At 68.9% G+C, this 24,673-nt stretch carries 16 protein-coding genes and 6 tRNA genes; 9 read left to right on the top strand and 13 right to left on the bottom strand.

The window, feature by feature from the left end; genetic code table 11:
• Positions 1-92: 92 nt before the first annotated feature.
• The 13 genes from A8713_RS14870 to A8713_RS14815 all read right to left on the bottom strand — a co-directional run bounded on the left by A8713_RS14870 (position 93) and on the right by A8713_RS14815 (position 15,548).
• A complete protein-coding gene (locus A8713_RS14870) occupies positions 93-500 on the bottom strand; it encodes a hypothetical protein (RefSeq protein WP_064533941.1) in 408 nt (135 codons plus the stop codon).
• Between the two features lie 112 nt (positions 501-612).
• Positions 613-1,281: a hypothetical protein gene (locus tag A8713_RS14865; RefSeq protein ID WP_064533940.1), complete on the bottom strand. Its 669-nt coding sequence runs from the start codon at positions 1,279-1,281 to the stop codon at positions 613-615.
• Positions 1,282-1,359: 78 nt separating this feature from the next.
• Positions 1,360-1,433 (bottom strand) — tRNA-Phe (locus tag A8713_RS14860).
• A 24-nt stretch (positions 1,434-1,457) separates the two neighbouring features.
• Positions 1,458-1,532 (bottom strand) — tRNA-Asp (locus A8713_RS14855).
• Between the two features lie 281 nt (positions 1,533-1,813).
• Complete coding sequence (locus tag A8713_RS32250; protein ID WP_237305375.1) at positions 1,814-2,350, bottom strand: hypothetical protein; 537 nt, start codon at positions 2,348-2,350, stop codon at positions 1,814-1,816.
• Positions 2,351-2,407: 57 nt separating this feature from the next.
• The gene (locus tag A8713_RS14850; protein ID WP_064533939.1) at positions 2,408-3,382 is read right to left on the bottom strand and encodes a hypothetical protein; all 975 of its coding nucleotides are present in this window, start codon (positions 3,380-3,382) and stop codon (positions 2,408-2,410) included.
• Between the two features lie 129 nt (positions 3,383-3,511).
• Complete coding sequence (locus tag A8713_RS14845; protein WP_064533938.1) at positions 3,512-6,907, bottom strand: DUF499 domain-containing protein; 3,396 nt, start codon at positions 6,905-6,907, stop codon at positions 3,512-3,514.
• 47 nt (positions 6,908-6,954) lie between these two features.
• The gene (locus A8713_RS14840; protein WP_064533937.1) at positions 6,955-9,756 is read right to left on the bottom strand and encodes a DUF1156 domain-containing protein; all 2,802 of its coding nucleotides are present in this window, start codon (positions 9,754-9,756) and stop codon (positions 6,955-6,957) included.
• Positions 9,753-13,268 (bottom strand): helicase-related protein, encoded by a 3,516-nt coding sequence (locus A8713_RS14835; RefSeq protein WP_064533936.1) that lies wholly within the window; start codon positions 13,266-13,268, stop codon positions 9,753-9,755. Before A8713_RS14835 ends, A8713_RS14840 begins: the two co-directional genes overlap by 4 nt.
• Before the next feature lie 278 nt (positions 13,269-13,546).
• Positions 13,547-13,623 (bottom strand) — tRNA-Phe (locus A8713_RS14830).
• A 27-nt stretch (positions 13,624-13,650) separates the two neighbouring features.
• Positions 13,651-13,725: transfer RNA gene (locus A8713_RS14825), tRNA-Asp, on the bottom strand.
• Between the two features lie 50 nt (positions 13,726-13,775).
• Positions 13,776-13,848, bottom strand: a tRNA-Glu gene (locus tag A8713_RS14820).
• The gene (locus A8713_RS14815) at positions 13,848-15,548 is read right to left on the bottom strand and encodes a metallophosphoesterase family protein (protein ID WP_237305374.1); all 1,701 of its coding nucleotides are present in this window, start codon (positions 15,546-15,548) and stop codon (positions 13,848-13,850) included. The genes A8713_RS14820 and A8713_RS14815 overlap by 1 nt, the downstream gene beginning before the upstream one ends.
• Positions 15,549-15,675: 127 nt before the next feature.
• Here A8713_RS14815 and A8713_RS14810 point away from each other — a divergent pair, with 127 nt between their 5' ends.
• From A8713_RS14810 to A8713_RS14770, 9 genes are all read left to right on the top strand, one after another.
• The gene (locus tag A8713_RS14810) at positions 15,676-16,026 is read left to right on the top strand and encodes a metallopeptidase family protein (protein ID WP_064533935.1); all 351 of its coding nucleotides are present in this window, start codon (positions 15,676-15,678) and stop codon (positions 16,024-16,026) included.
• Between the two features lie 82 nt (positions 16,027-16,108).
• Entirely contained in the window at positions 16,109-16,654 is a 546-nt protein-coding gene (locus tag A8713_RS14805; protein WP_064533934.1) for a hypothetical protein, read from the top strand.
• A 218-nt stretch (positions 16,655-16,872) separates the two neighbouring features.
• On the top strand, positions 16,873-19,161 hold the full coding sequence (locus A8713_RS14800; RefSeq protein ID WP_064533933.1) for a DEAD/DEAH box helicase: 2,289 nt from the start codon (positions 16,873-16,875) through the stop codon (positions 19,159-19,161).
• Positions 19,162-19,283: 122 nt separating this feature from the next.
• Positions 19,284-20,813, top strand: coding sequence for an amino acid permease (locus A8713_RS14795; protein ID WP_064533932.1), 1,530 nt, complete (start codon positions 19,284-19,286; stop codon positions 20,811-20,813).
• A gap of 112 nt (positions 20,814-20,925) precedes the next feature.
• Positions 20,926-20,998 (top strand) — tRNA-Lys (locus tag A8713_RS14790).
• Positions 20,999-21,827: 829 nt separating this feature from the next.
• Positions 21,828-22,475: a hypothetical protein gene (locus tag A8713_RS34935; protein ID WP_064533931.1), complete on the top strand. Its 648-nt coding sequence runs from the start codon at positions 21,828-21,830 to the stop codon at positions 22,473-22,475.
• Positions 22,476-22,658: 183 nt separating this feature from the next.
• Complete coding sequence (locus A8713_RS14780; protein WP_064533930.1) at positions 22,659-23,888, top strand: helix-turn-helix domain-containing protein; 1,230 nt, start codon at positions 22,659-22,661, stop codon at positions 23,886-23,888.
• Between the two features lie 64 nt (positions 23,889-23,952).
• The gene (locus A8713_RS34240) at positions 23,953-24,399 is read left to right on the top strand and encodes a hypothetical protein (RefSeq protein WP_237305373.1); all 447 of its coding nucleotides are present in this window, start codon (positions 23,953-23,955) and stop codon (positions 24,397-24,399) included.
• A 20-nt stretch (positions 24,400-24,419) separates the two neighbouring features.
• On the top strand, positions 24,420-24,602 hold the full coding sequence (locus tag A8713_RS14770) for a hypothetical protein (protein ID WP_237305372.1): 183 nt from the start codon (positions 24,420-24,422) through the stop codon (positions 24,600-24,602).
• Positions 24,603-24,673 lie beyond the last annotated feature (71 nt).

The raw sequence follows: 24,673 nt of genomic DNA, 5'->3' as shown, positions 1-24,673 counted from the left end.
AGGATCTCACCTCGGGGAAATCTCGCGCGAATGATTTGTCCGGCCGCGGCGGACGGGGAGGACCGGCCGGTGCCGGACGCGGGCGGCCGGGGTCAGCAGGCGCGGTGGCCCTGCTGGAACCCGGACTTGAAGCCGTCCTTGTAACCGCGGTTGTAGTCCTTCCCGGAGTCCTTCTCGAGATCCTTCTTGGCGTCCTGCTTGAGGTCCTTGTGCAGGTCCTGCTGGAGGGCGGCGGGCTTCATGTGGTCGCCGGGGAACGAGCGCCCGCCGTGGTCGCCGCGTCCGTTGTGGTCGCAGCCGCGGTGGCCCTGTTTGAAGCCGTCCTTGAAGCCGCGCTGGTAGTCCCGGTCGGACCGGGGGACCTTGGCGCTGGTACTGGCATGGGTCTCGCCCGGTGCCGCGGCGGCTGCCTGCTGGAAGCTCACCGGACCGAGAACGACCGAGGCGGCGATGAGGGCCGAGCCCAGGACGACGGCCCTTCGTCGGTGCGTGGCGGACATGAGTGCCCCCTAGGGTCGGTGGGGCGGGGGATCGATGAGTGGGCTGTGTGGCCTTTCTCACGTTTCACGCTAGTCCGTTGTGGGCATAGCGCAACCGCGGCAGCGGCCCCCGCTACGGCGCGGGGCGCAGCAGTCGGCGGACGGCCCGCTCGGACCACTGCCCCGCCGCACCCGGACAGGCGGCGAGGTACGAGGCGACCGCGTCGGTGTCCCAGGTGCCGGCCGACAGCAGTCCGGTGGCCAGGAGCCGGAGATAGGCGGCGGACGGCGTGTTCCAGGGCACCTCGTCCATCGCCCAGGGCGCGGTGAACGTGAGGACGGGCAGCCCCTCCAGCCGCCCCGCGCAGACCAGGGTCTCGTAGCGGCCCCGGCCCAGCACGGACCGGCCGTGGGCGAGCACATCGGCCAGGTCGAGGCGTCCGCCGGGCTCCCGGTACATCTCCTGGGCGGCGATGTCGGAGAACTGCTCGGCCGACAGCAGGTGCGCCCTGGCCAGGACGCGCCCCTGGGCCCGTGGGTCGTAGAAGGCCCGGCCGCCGCCCCACACCGGCGACTCGGTGGCGAAGTAGAGGGCGCCGGTGAGTTCGACGGCGAGGGACCGCGCGGGCAGTCGCGGATCACGGCACCCCGGGCAGTCCCGCCCGGCCCCCGGCGGACGGCCGCCGCGCAGATAGAAGGCGAGCCGGTCCAGCTGCATGTTCGAGCCGTAGGAGGTGTACCAGACCTGCTGCGGGCTCGGGTCGGTCGGCCGCACCGGGTCGATGGGGTGCAGAGTTTTCACGCCGGTCCCCTCCTCACACACGAACGAGCCCCTCTCCGAGGACTTCGGAGAGGGGCTCGATGCCCTGAAGGGCTGCGGTGGCTGGGGCCGGGGTCGAACCGGCGACCTTCCGCTTTTCAGGCGGACGCTCGTACCAACTGAGCTACCCAGCCACGAGGTTTCACGTGAAACCTCAGCGGTCCTGACGGGATTTGAACCCGCGGCCTCCACCTTGACAGGGTGGCGAGCACTCCAAGCTGCTCCACAGGACCATATGGCAGTGTGTGAACTGACCGGGATCAGTCTCGCACACCGTACTGCGTGCCCCCAACGGGATTCGAACCCGAAATCGTTACCTCGCTGACCTGCGACGATGCGCGGGAGCCCAGCAACTACGCCCTTTTGGGTTCTCCTGAGTCCAGCCTGGTCCTCCTCGATCCTGCCCCCGTGCTGACACGTCAGCACGGGGGCAGGACGTTTGCAGGTGCGACCGTGTCGAACGTTTCGGCGCGATTTCAGATGCAGCCGCTGCGAAAGGCAACCCGGCCGCAAGCTAGCGAGGACCTTGGGCCGTTGTCTGCGGGAGATCTGCAAGGTCTTTATCTGATGCCTGGATGACAGCGTTGAACAGCCATAGCAGGCGATAGGACCGAGCGACGCCGAGGATCAGAGCGCCTTCCACGGCCCAGTGCACATCGCCCGGGTCGCTTTTGGTGTCGAGGACGGTTGCAAGGAGACACGTGCCGGAGATGAGCAGAGTGGCTGATAGGACACTCACCCAGTTCCGCCGGAATTGTGAGGCCAGGTGAGGCGCGGTACGCAGAACTCGCATCCGGCGGCCGCTCGCCGAAGCGTACTGAGCAATGGCGGCAGTGACGAAGCTTCCGACCAAAGCGACGACGGTGGCGCCAGTCGTATAGATCGTCAAGCGCTGTTCGCGCTCAGGCGCACCGAGGATGTCACCGCGTCCGGTTAGGGCAACCAGCAAACCGTGCCCGCCGAGGACAGCTGCCGTCAGTAACCAGTCCGTCGCCGGACGGGATCGCCAACCGTTAAGAACTCGGCGAACCGCTTCCACAAGGCTCGGCATTGCCGCATCTCCCCCCGCGCGCCCCGACCAGGGCTTTCACCCCAGTTACCCTCCAGGCTAGATGTCGGCACTGACAGCGGCCCGTAGCACCCTTTCGTTCTCCAGGGAGACCCCCTCCAGCTTGTTGAGGGCCACCTGCAGGTCGATGGCGTGGCCATCGCCAGAGGAGAAGGGGACGACGCATTTTGCAGTGATGCGCTCGCTCACGAAGTCGATCTTCTCGTCATCAGCCTCGCTGTGCCATGCCTCCATACGGGCCTGCGCGGCAGCCGTGTCAACGACGTCAGAGTTGTCCAGCCAGTCCTCAATGTCACTCGCGAAAACCCTTGTTGAGCCGAGGAGTTGGTTGTGACCACGGGCCCGGCGGCGCGTCGACAGGATGCCCGACTTCTTTGGGACCTCCAGGGTCAGAGTGATGACCATGTCCGGGTTGTCCGTGTGCATGCGGCTGATGGCTGTGCCGAGGTCGGAGCTGGCGCGCAGGGTGGAGGGGCTGTCAGCGGGCTCGGGAGCGATCTTCACCGTGAGTTTCTCGATGGCGACGGCATGCTGGAGCTTTTCCCGGGATCGGGCGTTGACCACCGGCCGCAGCACGAGGTTGCGGACGTCCGGAGCTGCGACGCGGATGCCCTCCAGCCAGCGCTTGAGCGCCTGCGCGCGGGGGGCCGAGATGCCGCCGGCCATGGTCGCAACAACGTTGCCGAAGGGTAGGAAGTACACGGTTGTAACGTCAACCAATTCCTTGTCGGCGGCAAGCTGGAGCCGACTGAGGGTGCCGTCGACGTGATTAATGAGCTGCGGTACGTCCTGGCGAGACTTGGCGAGGAGCAAATGCGGAGCCGTCTGATGGGGATCGACGGCACCGATCAAGATGTCCTCCCCCGCAGGAACGGTGCGCCGGGCCAGTGGCTGGGCGCACAGACGACGGATGTGCTCTGCCCAGTCCCGGTGGGGTAGACGGGCACCGTCGGGAGCGTCGGCGTCTGCGATCTCATAGAAATGGACGATTCTGTCCCGGTTGCGTGCGGCCATGCCTGCGGTCCCCCCGTAGTGTTCTTGGACGAAGTCGGTCTACCAGGATCTGACAACCTATCGAGTGCGCCGACAGCCGAAACGATCAGGCCCGGTTCCTGTGAGGATCACCAGGCCCTCGGCCCGACCCTATTCCTCCTCGAACTGGGCTTGCAGTTTCAGGGTGTTGGCGTTTTCCGTGAGGGTGCGAACTTTGTCCGCGGGGAAACCGCCGGGCGCGGTCGCTTGGATCTCGACCGTGACCTCGACGTCCGCCCCGATGGCTTCGAGGTGCTGAAGGATTTCGAAGGCGTACTTTGTGGCGTGCTTGCTGTATTGCTCGGTGTCCAGCCGGGCGTGGGCATAGAACCGGGTCGGGACGCGCGGCAACGGAGTCGGCGCCGGGACCGGGGCGCCGGGCGTAGGGCGTAGTGACGCCGACGAACCACCCGGGCTCTGCTCGGCCGCGCTGCCTGTGCCGTCGTCGGCATCATGGACCTGATTGGCTTGCTTCTGGTGCTGGGCGGCGGCCGCCAGATCCGCGGTCTCCTGAGCGATGGCAAGGTCGGCTCGTACCAGCAGCGTGCTGTCGGTGATCTGACCGAAGGACACATTGCGGCAGGGCAGGACGAGCCCCAGATAGCGGCCGGCCTCGGGATCGTGGCTGGTGGCCAGGGCGAAGCCATCCGTCTCCCAGGTGACATGGGAAAGGACGTCCTCGATACCTTGGTCGAGGACTGAGCGGTCACGCAGACGATTCATGTACGGGTACTTGGTGTGCAGTTCCCACAGGCGACCGACGGAGATGTGGCCGTCCCGGTTCCACTCCTGGCTCAGGGCGTCGTTGATCCGCTGGTGCAGGACGGCAGGAGCCTGCAGGACGTAAAGCATGCCCTGACGCTTCAGACGATCACCGACCTGGATGGCCGCGTCATCAATGGCTTGCAGGTCAACCTTGAAGTTGACCCACTCGATCTTGGCGCCGGGGATCTGCTCGGGGACAAGGACCCACCGGTAGGCCTTGCCGAGGCGAAGGCTGACTGTCTCGTCAGCCTTCTCCATCCGAGTCCTCGCCTGCGTCCTCTGGTTCTCCGTCAGATCGAGCTGGACGTGTTGTGTGAGGACCTGCTTCCAGCCTAGGTACTCGCGGACAGCCTCGGCGACCTCCTCCATCTCCTTGCGGTCGGGGGCGAGGAAGACGAGGGCGTTGCGGTGTTGCCGGGTGCTGGAGCGGTATTGGTCAAGAGCCTCCTGGGCGAAGCTCAGGGCCTCAGTGTCGGGCACGTCACGGGCGCTACGGTGCGTGAAGCGGGGGTGCAGCAGCACCAGGCGCGCGTTGTCGTTATCCGGAATGTCGCTCGCGGGCAGCGGCGCCGCGTGGACGGCGCTGAACTGGCCGCGTACTCCCTGGACCACACTCAGTCGGCGCACCACGTCCGCCCATACCCTGTCGGGGTCCTCGATGAGTTTGTTCGCCTCGTCCTTGGCCGTACGCGTGATGTTGGCGTGGGTGTCGTACCAGTGGCGTTCGCCGTCGCCGTAGAGGTACGTGGAGCGGTCGGCGAGGGCGTTGAGCGCTGTGCGGAAGTTACCCAGCGGCTCGCCGGGGATAGCCATGCCAAGGCGGATGTGCGGCTCGGATAGGCCCTTACGAGCGGCGTGCACGCGGGGCGCGGAGCCCATGAAGACGGTCCTGGCCACGCGGCGGCTCATGCCACGTTGCCCGAGCACGGGCTTCTCGGCATCGACGGAGGCCGGCGTGGAGTCCGGTCCGTCGACGTCGGCGTCGATGATCGGCTTCCAGCGGTCCTCTAGGTAGTACGTCAGCTCCTGGTTGACGCGGGTGTCGTGTATCGGCACGTCACCGGGCATGATCATGGGGCTCTGGTTCTGGTCCCGCCACAGCGCGTGAATGACCGTGCTCATCAGCCGCAGCACACCTCGGGTGCGCTGGAACCTGGGCAGCGTGGACCAGTCTTCGTACAGCCGGGCGAACAGCTCCGGGTGGATCGGGTAGGTCGACTTGATTCGCCGCTCGTAGTCCATGGTGTCGCAGCCGGCCGGGAACTCGCGCTTCTCGGTGCCGTAGAACTGCGTGTACAGCCGCGCCACCTTGTTGATCTCGGCTTGGACCTCACTGGTGGGGGTCTGGAAGAGACGACGGCGCACGATCTCGAAGGACTCGTCGGAGCTGGCGGGGCGCCAAGCGTCGGCCTTGCGGTGGACGACGTTCTGGAGTCGCTCCAGCGCGGTGCGGTTGTTCTCGCCCCCGATGTCGTACTGGTCGGCGGCGCTGATCTTGCCGGTCGCGGATGCCGGGATGGAGACCAGCAACTGAGCCCCGTCGACGGAGGCGACGGCCTCGGTGAGGGACTGGGCGAAGGAGAAGTGTGTCTCGAAGGACCCGGCAGGCAGGTTGTCGTTGCCGAGCAGCGGACCGGCGTACTGAACCCACTCGTCGATGAGGATTACGCAGGGCGCGTAGGCGGCGATTAGGTCCTGGAGCAGTGCGGTGCCGGGGCTGGTGCTGGTGCGGTCGGCCTCGGCGATGATGTCGTATGCCTGCCTCTTGCCGAGCCCCCAGGCGAGTTGGCCCCACATGGTGTTGACGACGGTGCCATCGGGCTTGACGTCGGCCTGCCCGATACCCAGCTCGTTGCCGACCAGCACGGCCCGGTGCACTGTCCCGCCAGGCAGCCCACCGCCGGGCGCGACGGCGATCAACTCCTGAAGGTCCTGCGGCAGCCGGTTCACCTTCAGGCCCGGCGCGTACAGGTGGTACAGCGCCATCATGGAGTGTGTCTTGCCGCCGCCGAAGTTGGTCTGGAGGTTGATGACGGGGGCGGCGTTCGGGTCACCGCTGATCCGGCGCAGTGACTTGGAAAGCAGTTCTTCGAGGCCCTCGGTGAGGTATGTCCGCTGGAAGAACTCCTCGGGTTCGGTGTACTCCGCGGCGCCCTCGCCGCGTGCCACCCGCCATAGGTCGGCGGCGAACTCGGAGGCGTTGAAGTCACCACGCGCCACGTCCTCGTGCGGGGTGAGCACGTCACGCCAAGGCCGCAACCCCTCAGCGGCCACGCTCGGCACGGCACGCGCGCGGCGAGCCGCCTTCTTCGTCTCTTCCTCTGTTACCTGCCGGTGCAGAGTCTGCCGGGACTCGCGGACCTCCTCGACCAGGACGGGATCCGCGTGCACGGCCCGCAGCAGTCGCTCCGCCGTGTCCAGCGCGCGCAGAGTGTCGTCCGCGGTGAACTTCTCGTTGTGTGCCCACTGGTTGCGCACGGCGTTCAGCTCACTGGCGAAACCGCGGGCGCTCGCCGGGAGAAGATGCCGGAAGTAGGTGCTCCAGTATCGCTGGAGGAGGTTCAGCAGGAATTGCGGATCGGTCCTGCCGATCTGCTTCCCTTGTCCTCGAGCCTCGCTCTCCGCGTCCTCGAACCAGCTGTCGCCCTGTCGCTTGATCATTTCCCTCTCCAGGAAGGGCAGCAGCCCCTCCCCGAGGATGTCGATCATGCGGTAGACACGGTCTCGGTTGTTCACCGCCATGGTGCGGGTGTCCTGCCTTTCCGGGTGCCTGTGAGTGGGACGGGCGTTCAGAAGAGGGGCTGGTGCTGGGGCTTGCGCGGGCCGCGCTTCTCGGCGTTACGGGCCTCGGTCTGGAGGTCGGACCAGGCACTGGCGAGGTTATTGAATCGCTGGCCACTCTCAGACCAGCGCCGTCGGTCGCAGATGCTGTAGAGCAGGTGGGCGAGGTCACGGATGGCATCCTCGTCAAATTCCCCGCGCGCCCGGATCCCGGCGAGCAGCTCACCAGCCGGTCCTACGCCGGACTGTGCGCCCTTGCCATCCAGCACCCGGGACAGGTGCATGGCGGCTTCCCAGACGGAGATACGACTGTCCGTCTCTGGGTCGTAGGACTCCGGCAGGTCGGCCGGTGCCACGAGCCATACCTTGCTGTCGCCCGAGGCAGTGATGTGGGCGTCCTGGAGCCCCTTCACGGACACGTTGTACGCCTTTGCAAGTGTCTCTGCGTCCCCGAAGGTGCCCTTACTCCACTGGAACTGCTCGAACCAGCGGATCGCCCACCGGGTGTCCTGGTCGAACTCGCCCTCTTGTTCGTTCAGCACGTCGGCGAGCACGTCGTTGATAAGTCCAAGCGCAGTGCGGACGCGCATGGGAGTGCCGTCGGGCTCGGTGACCTTCGCGTACCGCGAGAACACGGCGATGCCTGGGCCGATCGCGGACTGAGGGAGGTCGACGGGGGCGAGATTGCCCTCTTGTAGCTTCCGCAGCTTGTCTGGGAGTTCACTGCGCAGAGCACGGAGGAAGCCACGACGGTCGGTGGAGCCGGCGGTGACGTGGCGGGGGCGGCAAGCCAGGACTACCGAGGAGGCGAGGGCATTGGTACCGATGCCGACGGAACGACCGGCGCGCTCCGTACGGACGGGCCAAGTACCGGTTACAGACCAGCCGGCCTGGATGAGGCCGTTCAGCATGGTCTCCCAGCCAGTGGAGGCGATGCCGTTCTCGTTGTCGGTCTCGGACTGCTTGAAGGCGTAGTAGACGACGAGAGGGAAGTCAGGGTGGTGACCTGCGCGCATGTGCGTGAAAGTCTCGACAAAGCCCCGCTCGAAGTGGTCCTCGGCCTTCTCGCGGTCCCCGCCATGCCGGTACGGCGAAGCGATCAGCTCGGGTTCCTTGGGGGTGAGGATCGTGCTCATGACCTCGGGGTAGATACCGCCGAGGGAGCTGCGGAGCCATACGTAGAAGTAGTCGGAGAGATCAGCGTAACCGATGTTGTCATAATATGGGGGATCGGTATTGACGACGTAGTTATCAAATGAACGGCTAGTGGCGTCGGCTTGAACCACATTGCCCGTGGCCTGCTCGGCAGGCAGTAGATCGAGGGCCTTGCCAACCGCGGTGACCATGATCTCCAGAGTTCCGGAGGACGGACCAAAGACGTTGCTTTCTGCGAAGTCCCAGGTCATAGGAAGTGCTTGACGTGCAAACGTGCTACGCACTAGCTCGTTCTGAGGGTTGCTCGACCATGTGGAGATGGTCGAGCAGTAGTCGGCCGCACGGCTGGAAGCCAAGCCCAGATACAGCGCCACTGCCTTCCCGTACTCCGTTGCCTCGACGGTGTCCATACCCGCGGCCTTCGCATCCCGCTCAATTCTCTCGCGGGCCTCGCCAACCAGTTCGCCAAAGGTGGTCAGCGCAAGCAACTGCCGATTCGTGAACAGATCGGCGTGTTTCGTCATCCCGTACGCCTGCACCCGGAAGCTCAGTGCTTTCTCGGGCAGCTCGGACTCCGGAACATTGACGGGCCGCCCTACCTCCGCCGCCTCCACGTGCTCCCCGCTCGGCGACAAGTAGATCCGCTGCCGCTTACCCTCCGCGACTACAGCCATCATCACTGCACCCATGCGCCCGGCCACCCCCTCGGCCCGGACGTACTTCAGCGTAGCCCGATTACCACACACCAGGCATTCAGCGCCCTTGCCGTCAACGGTTCCCTCACGGGGCTCGCCCTCTGGGCCGCCGATCGTGAACGTGACCTGCCCGTCCACCGGCTCTGCGACGATATAGCGAGGTCGGCCCTTCTTCTTACTCAGCCAGAACGACCGCACCAACGGCATCTCAGCCCCGCAAGCCGGGTCAGGGCAAGCCACTGTCCGCGCCCACAACCAAGCAATAACCGCCGCCTTACTCCCGTCCTCCAACTTGGCCTTCGGATAGTGCGCACCGATCCGCACGTGCGCCTGCTCCCGCATCCACTTTCCGTACTGCCGCACGTCCTCCGCGAGACCGCTCGCCCCCCGCCAACTCCCCTCGTGACGCAGTTCCGCAGACTGCGAAACCGGCTTACGCCCGGCCCATCGCGGTGGAATCTCGATCAACGCCTTGTTGATGACGACTGGCACTGGATTCAGGTCACTGGCATGAGCCTCAAGCCCCAGCCGGTGCGCCTCCAGCGGAATCGTCCCACCGCCAGCAAAGGGGTCGAGGACAGGCGGAAGGGGACCGTCACCATGCGACTCGGCGATCTTCTCCCGAACCTTGCGCATGATCCGTTCATCGCGGGTGGCCTCCCAGGGGACCATCTCCTCGATGAGGTCGAACAATCGCTGCCGCTCGGCCTTCTGCTCCTCCGGCCCCGGATACAGATCGGGCCGCGAACCAGGGTCGTCCACAAGCTGGGCGAAGAGCATCGCCCGTGCAGCCGCCAACGGCCTGCGTGCCCACCACAGGTGGAGCGTGGACGGGTGCCCGTGCCGGATGGACTTCTCCCGGGCCGACTCCCTGTTGATCGCCTCCAGAGGGAGGGACACCTCGATGAGCTTGGTGCGGCGCTCTGGAGCAGAGGCCGTGTCTTCGGTTGCACCGCTCACTGCGGGGTTCCTCCCTTGTTCCAGGCGTCCTGCCAGGACAGCAGCACACCCTCGGTCTGCAGGTCGCCGAAGTCGGTGTCGGCGAAGGCGTCGGTCAAATAGCGGATCTCGTCGTGCTCCGCCCCCCGCGGGCTGACGGAGACCAGGGCGAGACGATGCTGCGCGCCGCGATTCTTGGCGACGAGGACCTCGTTTCGACTGACGTAGAAGTGCTCCGCACCCTCTCGGCGACCCTTCACCTCGATGTGCACGAGGTGACCGTTAAGACTAAGCGATCGGATGTCGTAGCCGGGATTGTTGTGGGCCATCTCCTCGGGGACGCGCCCAAGAGCACGCTCAGCGCCGAGTACCGCAGCCACAGCCCGCCGGTCGGTCTCGTAGCCGTCAGCCGCATACAAAGCAGCGAGTACAGCCTTCTCCACCGGGGTCTCGGCAGGGCCAAGGTGTCTGGCCAACCAGCCAACCGGGACGACGAGCGCGCACCCCGCCACTACCGGCGGGCGGGCCTGAAGAGCCTGGTCTTTGTCGAGCACGGCCAAACGCTGCTCACGGCGGCGCTCAAGGTCCTCAGCCCAAGCACGCGCGGTTTCCGGACGGTGACGGACTTTCTTGCCCTCGGCAACATCCAGTTCGAGTTTTCCGGCCTGCGCATGCCAGAAGCTGATCTCCTGTCGCAGCCGCTGCTCGACCTGGGCACGAGTACGCTCGATGACGGGCAGCAGTCGTTCCCGGGTGCGGTTCAGGTGCTGCGGGACGGCCTCCCGCACGGCCCAGTCCATGGCACGGGCGGGCCCACCATCTCGGAGCCACTCATCCGTGAGTAGCGCCCCTGCCGCCTCGGCCTCCCGGGGTGTGGGCGGGCGATAGTCCAGATAGGGAGCAGGGCCGGCATCGTGGGCCGTTCCGTCGGGATTCAGCTCCACAAACGCAAAGGAACGGTCCACTGACCGTCCGTGCCCGTCGACGACCTCTTGGACCAGCGCGGTCAACAGCCGGGGGGTGGTCCCTGCATCGGAGGCGTCGATCAGAACCGCGCCTCGCGTGAGTAGGTCACCGTGCCGGTGAACCGTCTCTTCCAGAACCGCGTCGAAGAGCGGGTGCCCAGGGGCGATGAGGTCGGCACGGGCGGCGTCAGGCACAGTGACGCGCCCGCGGTCGAAGCACACCCGTTCATAGCGGCGCTGCACGACTCCGCCCAGGCCGAGCCCAAAGCGGCCCGTATCGCGCAGGACGGCCGGAATATGGGTGATCTCGAAACGGCCGTTTTCTCGCGCCCTGAGGTGACCACCGAGACGGTCAAAGGCGTCACGAAAGAAGGCTCGTACGTAGTGCGGATGCAACCGCTTGGCTTGAGCCTCCTCCATACGCAGCCGTACCGCCTCGACGTCCTCCAACCCCATGACATGGGTGTCGAGTGCGAGCCCTTTGATCAGCTCCACTGCCCGCTCACCTACCCGGGCGTCGATGACCTGATCCAGGCGGCTCTTGACCTCGGGTCGGTCGCCGTAGCGGATTGCCTCCAAGAGCAAGCCTCGCAACGGCTCGCCCTCGAAAAGCTCACCCAGGACGTTGTAGACCTTGCCGTCGTATGCCCTCGACTGCTGCTCGATCTTGTCGAGGAGTCGTTGGAAGACCTGTCCCTCTCGAGTGTCGGCGGCAATCAGATTCCACAGGTGGCAAACCTCGGTCTGGCCGATGCGGTGGATCCGGCCGAAGCGCTGCTCGATTCGATTGGGGTTCCACGGCAGGTCGTAGTTGACCATGAGGTGAGCGCGCTGGAGGTTGAGGCCCTCGCCGGCTGCGTCGGTAGCGACAAGAACGCGAACTTCGGGGTCCTGGTTGAAGGCATCGCGGATGTCACGGCGCTGTGGGCGTGGGGTGCCGCCATGGATGGCGACGACTCCCTCGGGGCGTCCGATCAGATTCCTGATGCGGCGGGACAGGTACTCAAGAGTGTCGCGATGCTCGGTGAAAATGATCAGCTTGCGCGGCAGCCCTCTCTCATCCTGCAACAGCGGGTCATCCTGGAGCAGCCCCGACAGCTCCCGCCACTTGCGGTCGTCGCCGGAGGCCAGTACCCGTGCGGCGAGCCGCTCCAGTTCGCTCAGCGCGGCGATCTCCAGCTCCAGCTCTTGGAGGGTGCGGGCGGCGGTCGCCGCATCGACGACCTGCTCCTCGAGATCCTCCAACTCGCCACCGGTCAAGTCGTCCAACTCGTCCTCGACGGGGATGGACGGTGCGGACTCAAGGGCCAAGTTCGCCACGGTCTGATCCGACAACATCTCCTGACGTCGGGTCTCCAGTCGCATCCGCCTGCGTTCTAGGGACCGGTGGATCGCCGCTGGGCTGGAGGCGAGGCGACGCTGGAGGACGGTAAGCGCGAAACCGACCTGGTTGCCTCGTCGGCCGTCCAACCGCTCCGCCCGGTTCATCTCCTGGCGGACGTACTCCGTGACCTGCTCGTACAGGTCATACTCAGCAGGCGACAGTTCGTACGGCACGGTGTAAGCGCGGCGCTCTGGGAACAGTTGCTTGCCATCGAAGGTGAGCAGGTCCTCCTTGATCATGCGTCGCATCAGGCCGGAGACATCGTGCCGGTGGATACCTGCCCGATAGCGGCCGCTGAACCGGTCGCTGTCCAGCAGCGTCATGAACAGCTGAAAGTCCTCCTCCTTGCCTGCGTGTGGGGTGGCGGTCATCAGGAGCAGGTGGCGAGTGAGGCGACCAAGGAGGCGACCAAGCTCGTAGCGCTTCGTGGTCTTCAGCTCCGTGCCGAAGTAACTAGCGCTCATCCGGTGGGCCTCGTCCACGACGACCAGGTCCCACCCGCTCTCCCCGAGCAGCCGCTGCATGTCCTCGGAGCGCGCCAACGCGTCCATGCGAGCGATGAGCCGGGGATGACGATCGAAGACGTTGCCCTCGATCGTCGCGTCGGTCAGCTGCCGGGTGAGGAGGGTGAAGTCGAGGCCGAACTTCTCGAGCAGCTCGTCCTGCCACTGTTCGACTAGTCCTCCCGGCACGACGATGAGACAGCGCTCCAGATCACCGCGGAGCGCCAGCTCCTTGATGTAAAGCCCGGCCATGATGGTCTTTCCTGCACCGGGGTCGTCAGCGAGGAGGAAACGCAGCGGGGTCCGCGGCAGCAGCTCGTTGTAGACAGCCTGGATCTGGTGGGGCAGCGGATCGAGGAGGCTGGTGGACACCGCCAGCATTGCGTCGCCGCGCGCAGCCATCCGGATCCGCAACGCTTCGGCCGCCAGCCGGAACAAGCCAGGATCCGCGTCGAAACCGCTGCCTACCGAGCCGCAGGCCACCTCAGCGAGTCGCGCAGCATCCTCCTCGTAGAGGATTCGCTCCTCCACAGTGCCGTCGGGGCGCCGATACGTCACCTGCGCCGCCGCCGGCCCGAACATCTGTACAGCGACCACTGTGACGTCGCCGCCGGTGACAATGCCCGACACGGCACGCCCTGCAGTCAGATCACCGAGGCTGAGCCGGGCCCGCTCAGACATCTTTGGCTCCCCACTCCTGGCATTGGCCTACCTGAGCGTGCACTGTAACTCTGCGGTTTGCCGCATGGGGCAGCATGTGGCGCGGCTCTGGAGGAGCACGGGTTCTGCGCGGGAGCGAGAGGGGGGCGAGAGCCCGAAACGGTGCCATTCCGGTGCTGACATGTCAGCACCGTGTCAGCATCGGTAGGGCTCTGGAGCCGATTGCTGTCAGACTAGAATCTTTGCTGGGGCACACAACAACAGAGCCCCGGACGCCATGACGTCCGGGACTCTGTTTATGGTGGCTGGGGCCGGGATCGAACCGGCGACCTATCGCTTTTCAGGCGATCGCTCGTACCAACTGAGCTACCCAGCCACGCAGTTCACCGAAGTGATCTGCAAGCGGTCCTGACGGGATTTGAACCCGCGGCCTCCACCTTGACAGGGTGGCGAGCACTCCAAGCTGCTCCACAGGACCATATGGCAGTGTGTGAACTGACCGGGATCAGTCTCGCACACCGTACTGCGTGCCCCCAACGGGATTCGAACCCGTGCTACCGCCTTGAAAGGGCGGCGTCCTAGGCCGCTAGACGATGAGGGCTATCGGCCCGCCTGGGCGCTTCTCAGCGCGTCGGGGACGTGAGAAGCATATGGGATGCCGGGGGGTATCGCCAAAACCGTTGACGAGCCCGGCGGGGAGGCGGCCCGGGAGGGTGCCGAAGCCGGTGGCGAGGGCGGTGAAGAGGGTGGCGGCGAGGTCGGTGACGAGGAGGGCGCCGAGGGCGTGGGGGCGGCGCCCGGCCGGTTCTCCTCGGGCAGATGGCGGCTCACCTCCGCGGTCGTCAGACCCAGTCCGCCCAGCTTGATCGCGTCCCACGCCTGGAGGCGGCGGCTGTCCCGGTCGACGTAGAGGACCGACGCCTCCACGGGGGCGGGATGCTCCTGCTCGACCGCGCGCAGTCCGCTGCCGCCCGTCGAGCCCTCCCTGCGCAGCCGGGTGCCGTAGGGGAGGATCTCCGTGCCCTCGTGGTGCAGATGCCCGCACAGCACCAGCGGCACCGCGCCGTCCGTCTCCCGGGCCGCCAGTGGTTCATGGGCGACGGCGATGTCGACCGGGGTGCCGGCGGCCCGCTGGTCCCGCAGCGCCGACGCCAGCCGGGCGCCCGCCAGCCGCTCCGCCGCGTCACCGCCCGTCGCCGCCGAGCGGTCCGGGGTGAACTGCGGGTCGCCGATCCCGGCGAAGCGCAGTCCCGCCACCGTCTCGGCGCGGCCGTCGTCCAGCACGTGCACGTTCTTCATCCGCTCCAGGCGGTGCTGTGTGGTCAGCGAGTCGTGGTTGCCGCGTACCCAGACGTAGGGCACGCCCAGATCGGCCACCGGGTCGAGGAAGCCGTTCTCCGCCGCCGTGCCGTGGTCCATCGTGTCGCCGGAGTCGACGATCACGTCCACCTTGTACTGCTCCACCAGCGAGGCGATGATCTTCCAGCTCGCCGGGTTGAGATGGATGTCGGAGACGTGCAGCACCCGGATGGTCGTCGGGTCCGGCTGGTAGGCGGGGAGCGTCGAGGTGACGTCGTACAGCTTGGTCACGTTCGTCACCAGACGGGCCAGCTCCCGCTGGTACACGTCGAACTCGGTGACGATGCTGCGCGCGTCGCCCACCAGCGAGGGCGCCGAGGAGAGCAGCCCGGAGAACCGCGGCTCCAGCACCGACTTCGGGTTCCAGGTGGCGTACGCGCTCGCCCCGGACGCGGCGAGCAGGGCCAGGGCCAGTCCCCCGGCCGCCAGCGCGCGGCGCGGCCGGCGGTAGACGGCCAGGCCCAGGGCGGTGGCCCCGGCGACCACCGCCACCGTGGAGCGCAGGGCCAGGTCGAAGGTGCCGTGCTCCACGTCGTGCGCGACCTCGTCCTGGAGCCCGGAGAGCCGCTCGGGATGGTCGACGAGGGCCTGGGCGCGCTCCGGGTCGAGCTGGTCGACGTTCACGTCCAGCCGGACCGGGGCGGTGTGGCTGTCCAGGCGCAGAGCGCCCAGCGGCGAGACATTGATCTTCGTGCCGCCGCTCAGGGAGGGGCGCAGCGTCATCGTCGTGTTGACGGGGCCGACCGGGACGCGTACGTCGCCGACGGTCAGCAGCCCCAGCCAGGCACCGGCGATCACGACGGTCACCAGGCCCAGGGCCCGGAGCCAGGGATGCGGCGCGTTGGCGGTCAGCGGCGCGGTGGCGGTCAGGGGACGGGCGGCGCCGCGCCGGGCGCCGCGGCGGTACGGGAGGTCCAGGTCTGCGAGGCGGACGCGAGCCATTGGGCGCGTATGCCCGGCCGCGTCGGCGGATATGCGCGCCGGGCGGACACCGGCCGGGCCCCGCTCCGGACGCGGGTTCCCGGCGCAGCGGACCCCGCGCCGGCCCGCCGTACCGGACAATGGGCGTGTGCTGGAGATGACGCGCGAGGAGTTCGAGGAACTGGTCGCCGAGGCGCTCGACCGGATCCCGCCGGAGCTGACGCGGCTGATGGACAACGTCGCGGTGTTCGTCGAGGACGAGCCGCCCGCCGGCGACCCCGACCTGCTCGGGCTCTACGAGGGCACCCCGCTGACCGAGCGCGGCGAGTGGTACGCGGGCGTGCTGCCCGACCGGATCACCGTCTACCGGGGGCCGACGCTGCGCATGTGCGACACCCGCGAGGACGTCGTCGCGGAGACCGAGGTGACCGTGGTGCACGAGATCGCGCACCACTTCGGCATCGACGACGCCCGGCTGCACGCCCTGGGCTACGGCTGAGGTCCGTCCGGTGCTCCGGCGTGTCCTCGCCGGGGCGCCGGGAGTTGGGCACGGCGACTTCTCCCTCCCGGAGGTGGCTTCCGTGCGCCCCTTGCCCGTATCCGTCCGTCTCGCCGCCGCGCTCGCCGCACTCGCCGCCGCCACCGGCTGTGTGAGCGTGGGAGAGGAGGCCGGTGGCGGGGCCCGGCCCTCGCACTCCGCCGCGCATGGCGGCGGTGAGGTGCCCGGCGGCGCGGCGGCGGTGTCCGGCGCCGCCGCGGACCGGGCCGGGGCCGGCGACGGCAAGCACGGGCACGGGAAGAAGGAGAAGGGCTCGCCGAGCGGGGAGCCGTCCGGTTCGGCCCCGGCCACCGGCGCCCCGAGCGCGTCGGCCCCGGCGCCCGGCCGGCCCGGCGGTCCGCCGCCCGCGGGCGACCCGGCGCCCACCGAGGTGGTGCCGGAGCCGCCGCAGACGTCCGCGCCGCCGCCGGAGCAGCCGCCCGCGTCGCCGTCGCCGCCCGCCTCGCCCGACCCGACGGTCGCCGAGCCGTCGTCCTCGGCGCACGAGGGCACCGGGACCCAGCTGGCGCAGCGGGAACCGGCGCCCGCGCCGGGCAGCCTGCGCCGCCCCGGCCGGGCACACGTCTGACCTGCGGCTTCGTCCGCCCTCGGGCTCGGTTTGCCTCAAGGGGAGGAAGGTGCGTATGCTAGTAGATCGTTTGATCCCATTTGCCCGGCGCCCATGAAGAGCGCGCCGTGTGGCGCGTACTCTCCCTTGCCGTGGCGGACCGCATCGAGGCGGTCGTGGTGCGAAACACGGAGTTGACGGGCGCGTGCCGACGAGACTCCGGAAGGTTTCGCATTCGCATGTCCATTGCCAGTACTGATCACGTCGTCGTGCCCGAGAGCACCGAGGACGCCCCCGAGAACCCGCAGCTCCTGGACGACCAGGCCGGCGCCGAGGCTCCCGAGGGCACCGAGGAGCGGGCCCCCGAGATCACCTTCGCCGACCTCGGCCTGCCCGAGGGTGTCGTGCGCAAGCTCGCGCAGAACGGCGTGACCACCCCCTTCCCGATCCAGGCCGCGTCCATCCCGGACGCCCTGGCCGGCAAGGACATCCTCGGCCGCGGCCGCACAGGCTCCGGCAAGACCCTCTCCTTCGGTCTGCCCACCCTGGCCACCCTGGCCGGCGGGCGCACCCAGAAGCACAAGCCGCGCGCCGTCATCCTCACCCCGACCCGCGAGCTGGCGATGCAGGTCGCCGACGCGCTCCAGCCCTACGGCGACGTCCTCGGCCTCAAGATGAAGGTCGTCTGCGGCGGCACCTCCATGGGCAACCAGATCTACGCCCTGGAGAAGGGCGTCGACGTCCTGGTCGCCACCCCGGGCCGGCTGCGCGACATCATCAACCGCGGCGCCTGCTCCCTGGAGGACGTGCGGATCGCCGTCCTCGACGAGGCCGACCAGATGTCCGACCTGGGCTTCCTGCCCGAGGTCACCGAGCTGCTCGACCAGATCCCGGCGGGCGGCCAGCGGATGCTGTTCTCCGCCACCATGGAGAACGAGATCAAGACCCTCGTCGACCGCTACCTCACCGACCCGGTGAGCCACGAGGTCGACGCCGCCCAGGGCGCGGTGACGACCATGTCGCACCACATCCTGGTCGTGAAGCCCAAGGACAAGGCGCCGGTCACCGCGGCCATCGCCTCCCGCAAGGGCCGCACCATCATCTTCGTGCGCACCCAGCTCGGCGCGGACCGCGTGGCCGAGCAGCTGCGCGACGCCGGGGTGAAGTCCGACGCGCTGCACGGCGGCATGACCCAGGGTGCGCGCACCCGCACCCTGGCCGACTTCAAGGACGGTTACGTCAACGTCCTGGTCGCCACCGACGTCGCCGCCCGCGGCATCCACGTCGACGGCATCGACCTCGTGCTGAACGTCGACCCGGCCGGCGACCACAAGGACTACCTGCACCGGGCCGGCCGCACCGCCCGCGCGGGCCGCACCGGCACGGTCGTCTCGCTCTCCCTGCCGCACCAGCGCCGTCAGATCTTCCGTCTCATGGAGGACGCGGGCGTCGACGCCACGCGCCACATCATCCAGGGCGGCGCGGCCTTCGAGCCGGAGGTCGCCGAGATCACCGGCGCCCGTTCGATGACCGAGGTGCAGGCCGAGTCCGCGGGCAACGCCGCGCAGCAGGCCGAGCGCGAGGTCGCCCACCTCACCAAGCAGCTGGAGCGCGCGCAGCGGCGCGCCTCCGAGCTGCGCGAGGAGGCCGACCGGCTGGTCGCCCGGGTCGCCCGCGAGCGTGGCGAGGACCCCGAGGCGGCGGTGGCCGAGGCGCAGGCCGAGGCCGAGCGGATCGCCGAGGTGTCGGTGCCGGAGCAGCCCGCGGCGCAGGACGTCGACCGCGCGGAGCGCGAGGAGCGCACGGCGCCCGCGTCGTCCTACTCCTCCCCGTCCTCTTCCTCGGCCTCCTCGGCGCCGTCGTACGACCGCCGGGAGCGGCGTGACGACCGCGGTGGTGACCGTGGCGGGTTCCGCCGTGACGACCGGGACCGTTCCTTCGACCGTGACCGTGACCGTGGCGGCCGTTCGTTCGAGCGCCGGGACGACCGGGGCGACCGTGGCGGCTTCCGCCGCGACGACCGTGACCGCGGTGACCGGGGCGGCTTCCGCCGGGACGACCGCGGCGGCCGTTCCTTCGACCGCAACGACCGCAACGACCGGACCGACCGCAACGACCGCGGTGGTGACCGTGGCGGGTTCCGCCGGGACGACCGGGACCGTTCCTTCGACCGTGACCGTGACCGTGGCGGCCGTTCGTTCGAGCGCCGGGACGACCGGGGCGACCGTGGCGGCTTCCGCCGCGACGACCGTGACCGCGGTGAGCGCGGCGGCGACCGCGCCCCCCGTTCCTTCGACCGGCGTGACGACCGTGGCGGCTTCCGCCGTGACGACCGTCCGGCCCGCCGTGACGAGCGCGGCGGACACCGCGGCAGCGACCGTCCGTTCAACCGCGACCGCCAGGGCGGCGACCGCCCCGGCTTCCGCACCGGCGGTCACGAGCGCCCCTACGGCCGCCGTGACGACCACCGCGGCGGCGGCTCCTTCGGCCGCCGCGAGGACAAGCCGCGCTGGAAGCGCAACGGCTGACACCGTGTGAGCCGACTGTCCGGAAGGGCCCGTACGACATCGAGTCGTACGGGCCCTTCCGTATCCCCGTGCGACCTCAGCGTGAGGCATGTCACACCCTCGGGGAGGGAATTGCTGGGGTCATGACAGATGATGACGCCAGTGTGCACGGCACCACCGGGCCGTCGGACGAGGAACGGCTGGCCCAGCTCGGCTACACGCAGGTCCTCGCCCGCCGCATGTCGGCCTTCGCCAACTACGCGGTCTCCTTCACGATCATCTCCGTCCTCTCCGGCTGCCTCACGCTGTACCTCTTCGGGATGAACACCGGCGGCCCCGCCGTGATCACCTGGGGCTGGGTGGGCGTGGGTCTGATGACGCTGTTCGTCGGCCTGTCGATGGCCGAGATCTGCTCGGCGTACCCGACCTCGGCCGGCCTGTACTTCTGGGCCCACCGGCTGGCGCCGCCGCGCTCGGCCGCCGCCTGGGCGTGGTTCACGGGCTGGTTCAACGTGCTGGGCCAGGTGGCGGTGACGGCGGGCATCGACTTCGGCGCCGCGTCCTTCCTCGGCGCGTATCTGAACCTCCAGTTCGGCTTCGGGGTCACCCCCGGCCGCACCGTCCTCCTCTTCTCGGCGATCCTGCTGCTGCACGGCCTGCTGAACACCTTCGGCGTGCGCATCGTCGCCTTCCTCAACAGCGTCAGCGTGTGGTGGCACGTGCTCGGCGTCGCGGGGATCGTGGCCGCGCTCGCCCTGGTCCCCGACCACCACCGCTCGACGTCGTTCGTCCTCACCCACTTCGTGAACAACACCGGCTGGGGCAGCGGCGTCTACGTCGTCCTGCTCGGCCTGCTGATGGCCCAGTACACCTTCACCGGCTACGACGCCTCCGCCCACATGACCGAGGAGACCCACGACGCGGCCACGGCCGGCCCCAAGGGCATCGTCCGCTCCATCTGGACCTCCTGGATCGCCGGGCTCGTCCTGCTGCTCGGCTTCACCTACGCCATCCAGGACTACGGCCGCGCCCTGGACTCCCCGACCGGCGCCCCGCCCGCCCAGATCCTGCTGGACGCCCTCGGCGCGAGCGCGGGCAAGCTGCTGCTGCTCGTGGTGATCGGCGCCCAGCTGTTCTGCGGCATGGCGTCCGTGACGGCCAACAGCCGCATGATCTACGCCTTCTCCCGCGACGGCGCGCTGCCCTTCTCCCGCCTGTGGCACACCGTGGGCCCGCGCACCCGCACCCCCGTCGCCGCGGTGTGGCTGGCCGCGCTCGGCGCCCTCGTCCTCGGCCTGCCCTACCTGATCAACGAGACCGCGTACGCCGCCGTGACGTCGATCGCGGTGATCGGCCTCTACATCGCCTACGTCATCCCCACCCTGCTGCGGGTCCGCAAGGGCGACGCCTTCGAGCGCGGCCCCTGGCACCTGGGCCGCTGGTCCCGGCCGATCGGCGTCGTCGCGGTGGCCTGGGTCGGCGTCATCACGGTCCTCTTCATGCTGCCCCAGGTCTCCCCGGTCACCTGGCAGACCTTCAACTACGCCCCCGTCGCCGTCCTGGTCGTCCTCGGCTTCGCCGCCGTCTGGTGGCTCGCCTCGGCCCGCCACTGGTTCCTCGACCCCACCCGCACCCGCCGCCCCGCCCCCGCTCCGGCCCGGGACCCCCACTGACCCCGCCGCCCTCCCCGGCACACCCCCGTACGGTGCACTTCCGGCCCCGCTGTCCGATACCCGATCGGCGCCACGGCCTCCTACGGCTATGCTCGGGGAGGCAACATCGCCAGGGCCCTTAGCTCAATTGGCAGAGCAGTGGACTTTTAATCCATTGGTTGTGGGTTCGAGTCCCACAGGGCCTACGGGTGCGGGGGAGGGGAGTACCCCTCCGGCCCGCGGGAAGCGCCCCGATCGGTTTCGACCGGTCGGGGCGCTTCTTCGTGTCCGGGCGCGTGCGTGAGCGGACGATCTGTCAGGAGACTCTACGGACCTGCTCCACGGGTTCGAGTCACCGGAGCAGCGGTCGGCTACGTTGCTGGTCCCCGAGCGGCGGGTTGAATTCCGGAAAACTTCCGAAGTGCTCCACAGCCTCCCTCAGCGTCAGTTGGGAGCGTCCGGATGGCCGATGAACCCCGCTGCCTGGAGGGGGTCGTCGTGCTGGATCCCCAGGCTGTCGGAAACCCACTGGACGGCGTCCCGGGCCTGGTTCTCGGTGATTTGCTCTCTCGCTCCTACGAGCCAGGCCATCAGGATCGCCCAGACCATGGTGGGGTCGCCCTCGCGGCACGTGCACTCCGACGGCGCTGGCTGTTTCGTCCCATGGACCCGAGCATGCCGCCAGGGTCCGCCTCGGGAAGGGGGAACAGCCGAAAACGTGAGACCCGTTGGTGATGAGGACGTGCCGCTGTTCGGGGTTCTGGACTCAACCCGCAGTATGCCGGGTCTTCCGACGACGAGGGACGAGTGGAGCGGCCGCCTCCGCCACGGCGCGGTCGACTTCCGGGAGGAGGATCGCCTACCTGTCCGAGGTCAGGGTGATCGTGGAGTGGTGGAGCGTCTCCTTGATCATGTGGATGTCGCCGCTGGCCCCGTGGGTGAGCGTCGCCGCCACGTGGCGGAGGTTCCGCAGGGTGATGGGCGGGAGGTCGGTGGTGGCGAGGAGGCGGCGGAAGGTCTCCGAGACGTTTCCGGGTGGAGCCAGGAGCCGTCCTCATTGGTGAAGATCTTGCCGGTCTCCCGCCAGGCGGCGCCCGCCTCCTCGCGCTCTCGTGCCTGGCGCTTCCTGGGCGCGCAGGACAGCCACGTTCACGCGGTCGAGGGCGATCGTGCCTCGGCCTGCTGCCGCTCACCGCACTGGCCGAGGCGAAACGGGAACTCGAACAGGCTGCCACCGCCTTCGAGTGCGCCACCCGCTCCGGCATCACCGGCGACCTCGACAGCACCCGCGTCCTGCGCCGCAGCATCCAGACCATCCTGCTCACCCCCGCCACGACGCGCGAGGAGACCGGGCCGGCGATGCTGCTGGACGCCGTCCTCATCGCCGTGGCTTTCGCCCAGCACTGGCACCGCACTCACCAGCACGCCCAGCAGGAAGCAGCCGCCGAACAGGCCCTCACCCACCTCCGGACCGCCTACGCCCACGTCGCCATCCCGGTCCTGGACGGCCTCGCCCGCCGCACCCCCGGCCCCCAGACCACACACCGCTACGCCCACCATCTCCAGCAAGCTGTCCCCGAGCACGCCGACCGCATCCTGAAGGACCCAGCCTGGGACGCCCTCGCCACCGTCCTCGCCGCACCGACCACTGCACCGCAGCAGCCACACGTACGACGGCGTTGACCGGCCTGCGTGTTCCCTCGGGGAGCAGGGCGGGTTCTGGGCGTAGGGAGCCTGGGCCCGGACCGTCGGCTCGGCAACTCCCTCACGCGCACGCAGCGTCCTCGGTACCGTGCTGATGACGAACTCTGCACGGACAGACCGGCGCTCCCGGCCCGGACGTCCGACGGTTGGGGAGGTGTCCTGATGCTGGAGGAAGCCGAGGAGATCGGTCGGCGCGTTCGCAGGGCGAGGCTGCGACTGGGGATGCCGCAGGCCGACCTGGCGACGGCCCTGGGCAAGACGCAGGGCTGGGTGTCGAAGATGGAGCGGGGCCTGATCGAGCTGGACCGGGTAGGTCTGCTCAACCAGGTGGCCGCCGAGCTGCACATTCATCCGAACGACCTGATCGGGCGCCCGTACAGCAGCTCCCCGGACGACAACCAGTGGCAGGTCGCCGCCTCCTCGATCCTGCGCGAGCTGCGCCGCTACGACCTCGCCCCCGTCTTCGACGGTACGCCCCGGCCGGCGCCGCAGTTGTGGCGGGAGGTGACGCGGCTGCACCGGCTGCGGGACACCGCCTCCAACGTGGCGATCCTCCGGATCCTGCCCGACCTGTTCCGCGAGGCGCGGGCCCTGGCGGAGGTGTCGGAGGGGCACGAGCGGGAGGAGGCGTACGCGATCTACGCGGTGTGCTGCAAGTTCGCACACACCGCCGCCCACTCCCTCGGCCACCCCGAGCTGGTGGCGATGGCCTGCGAACGGGCCGCGTGGTCGGCCCGCCTTTCCGGGGACCCGGTACTGCCGGCGGTCGCGGACTGGATGCGGGTGTGGGACATGTGGGCCACGGCCGACTGGGCGGATGCGCTGACGCTCTCGGACAAGGCGATCGGGTCGGTGCAGCAGGCGTACGAGGACGGTGACCCGCTGGCCGTACGGGCCTGGGGAACTCTCCAGCTCCGGGCGGCGGTCTCGGCCGCCCGCGCAGGCCGCGCAGCCGAGGCGGAGGACCGGATCGGGTACGCGAAGGCCGCCGCCGAGCGGATGGACGCGTATGCCGGGGCGCCGGTGTACGACCGGCACTCGCTGACGTTCTCCGCCGGAAACGTGCAGATCCACGCGATCAGCGTCGCCCTGGAGATGGGCGAGCAGGGCAAGGCGCTGGAGATCAACCGCCGCACCAGCCCCGAGCTGGTCGGGGCGCTCCCCCACTCCCGCCAGGGCCACCACCACATGGACATCGCGCGGGCCTGGCTGTGGGACGGCAACCGGGACAAGGCCCTCGGCGAGCTGGAGCGGGCCGAGCGGATCGCGCCCCAGCTCGTACGGAACCACCCCATCGCCCGTTCGACACTTCGCGGCATCGTCTACGCCGAGCGGACCGCCACGCGCGAGAAGCTGCGGCGCATGTCCGACCGCTTCCACCTGGACGGATAGGGGCAGGCGGGGTCGTATTCCTCCGGCTCATATTCAGGGGCTGTCCCGTCCCTACCTTCGGAGCATGACCGGACGACTTCTTCCTCATCTCCCCTCGCAAAAAGGCGAGTTAGGGACAGCGGCTCCCTTCCTCCCCCAGCTCGGCGACCTCGCCGCCGACACCGCCCGGGACGGTCGTGTCGGCGTCGTCGTCGCACTGCCGGGCGTGGGCGCCACCACGACCTACCACCTGCGTCCGCCCGGCGGCGGGCCCGCCTGGACCGCGCCGGCGGACGGCACGACGCTGCGCCCGGTACCGGCGCGGGCCACCCACGTGACGCTGACGCCCGGCCGGGACGCGATCTACGACCCGAGCGCCCGCCAGGGCTCGGTGCCCGTCGAGTTCCACTTCGAGGACGGCTCGACCTGCGAGGCGGCCCTTGTCCTCACCTCGGTGGAGCTGGAGCGGCTGTACGCGCAGACCAGTCGCCTCCTCGACGCGCATGAGAACGTGCTGGGCGGCCCTTCGTGAGCGGGCCCCATCGCCGTCAGGTGCGATCTGCCGCTCCCGTACGGAGTGACCGGTTCGCGCTCGCGTTTCTGGCCCTCGCCGGTCTCGTGGGGCCGGCCTGGGCCCTGCGTGACCAGGCCGTTCAGCTCGCCGGCGACATGCGCCACCGGCCCGCCGTCGCGGTGCCGGACGCGAGCCTGCCCCACGTCGTCCCCGGCCGCTGAGACCGCTCCGGCGCCCGAGCCACCTCCCCATGCCCGGCCGCCAGAGCTTTCCACGCCGCCCTCCCGTCCGG

This window comes from Streptomyces sp. SAT1 (assembly GCF_001654495.1).
Lineage (GTDB): Bacteria > Actinomycetota > Actinomycetes > Streptomycetales > Streptomycetaceae > Streptomyces > Streptomyces andamanensis.
The sequence above is the reverse complement of the archived record's forward strand: the minus strand, read 5'-3'. Positions and strand labels throughout refer to the sequence as shown.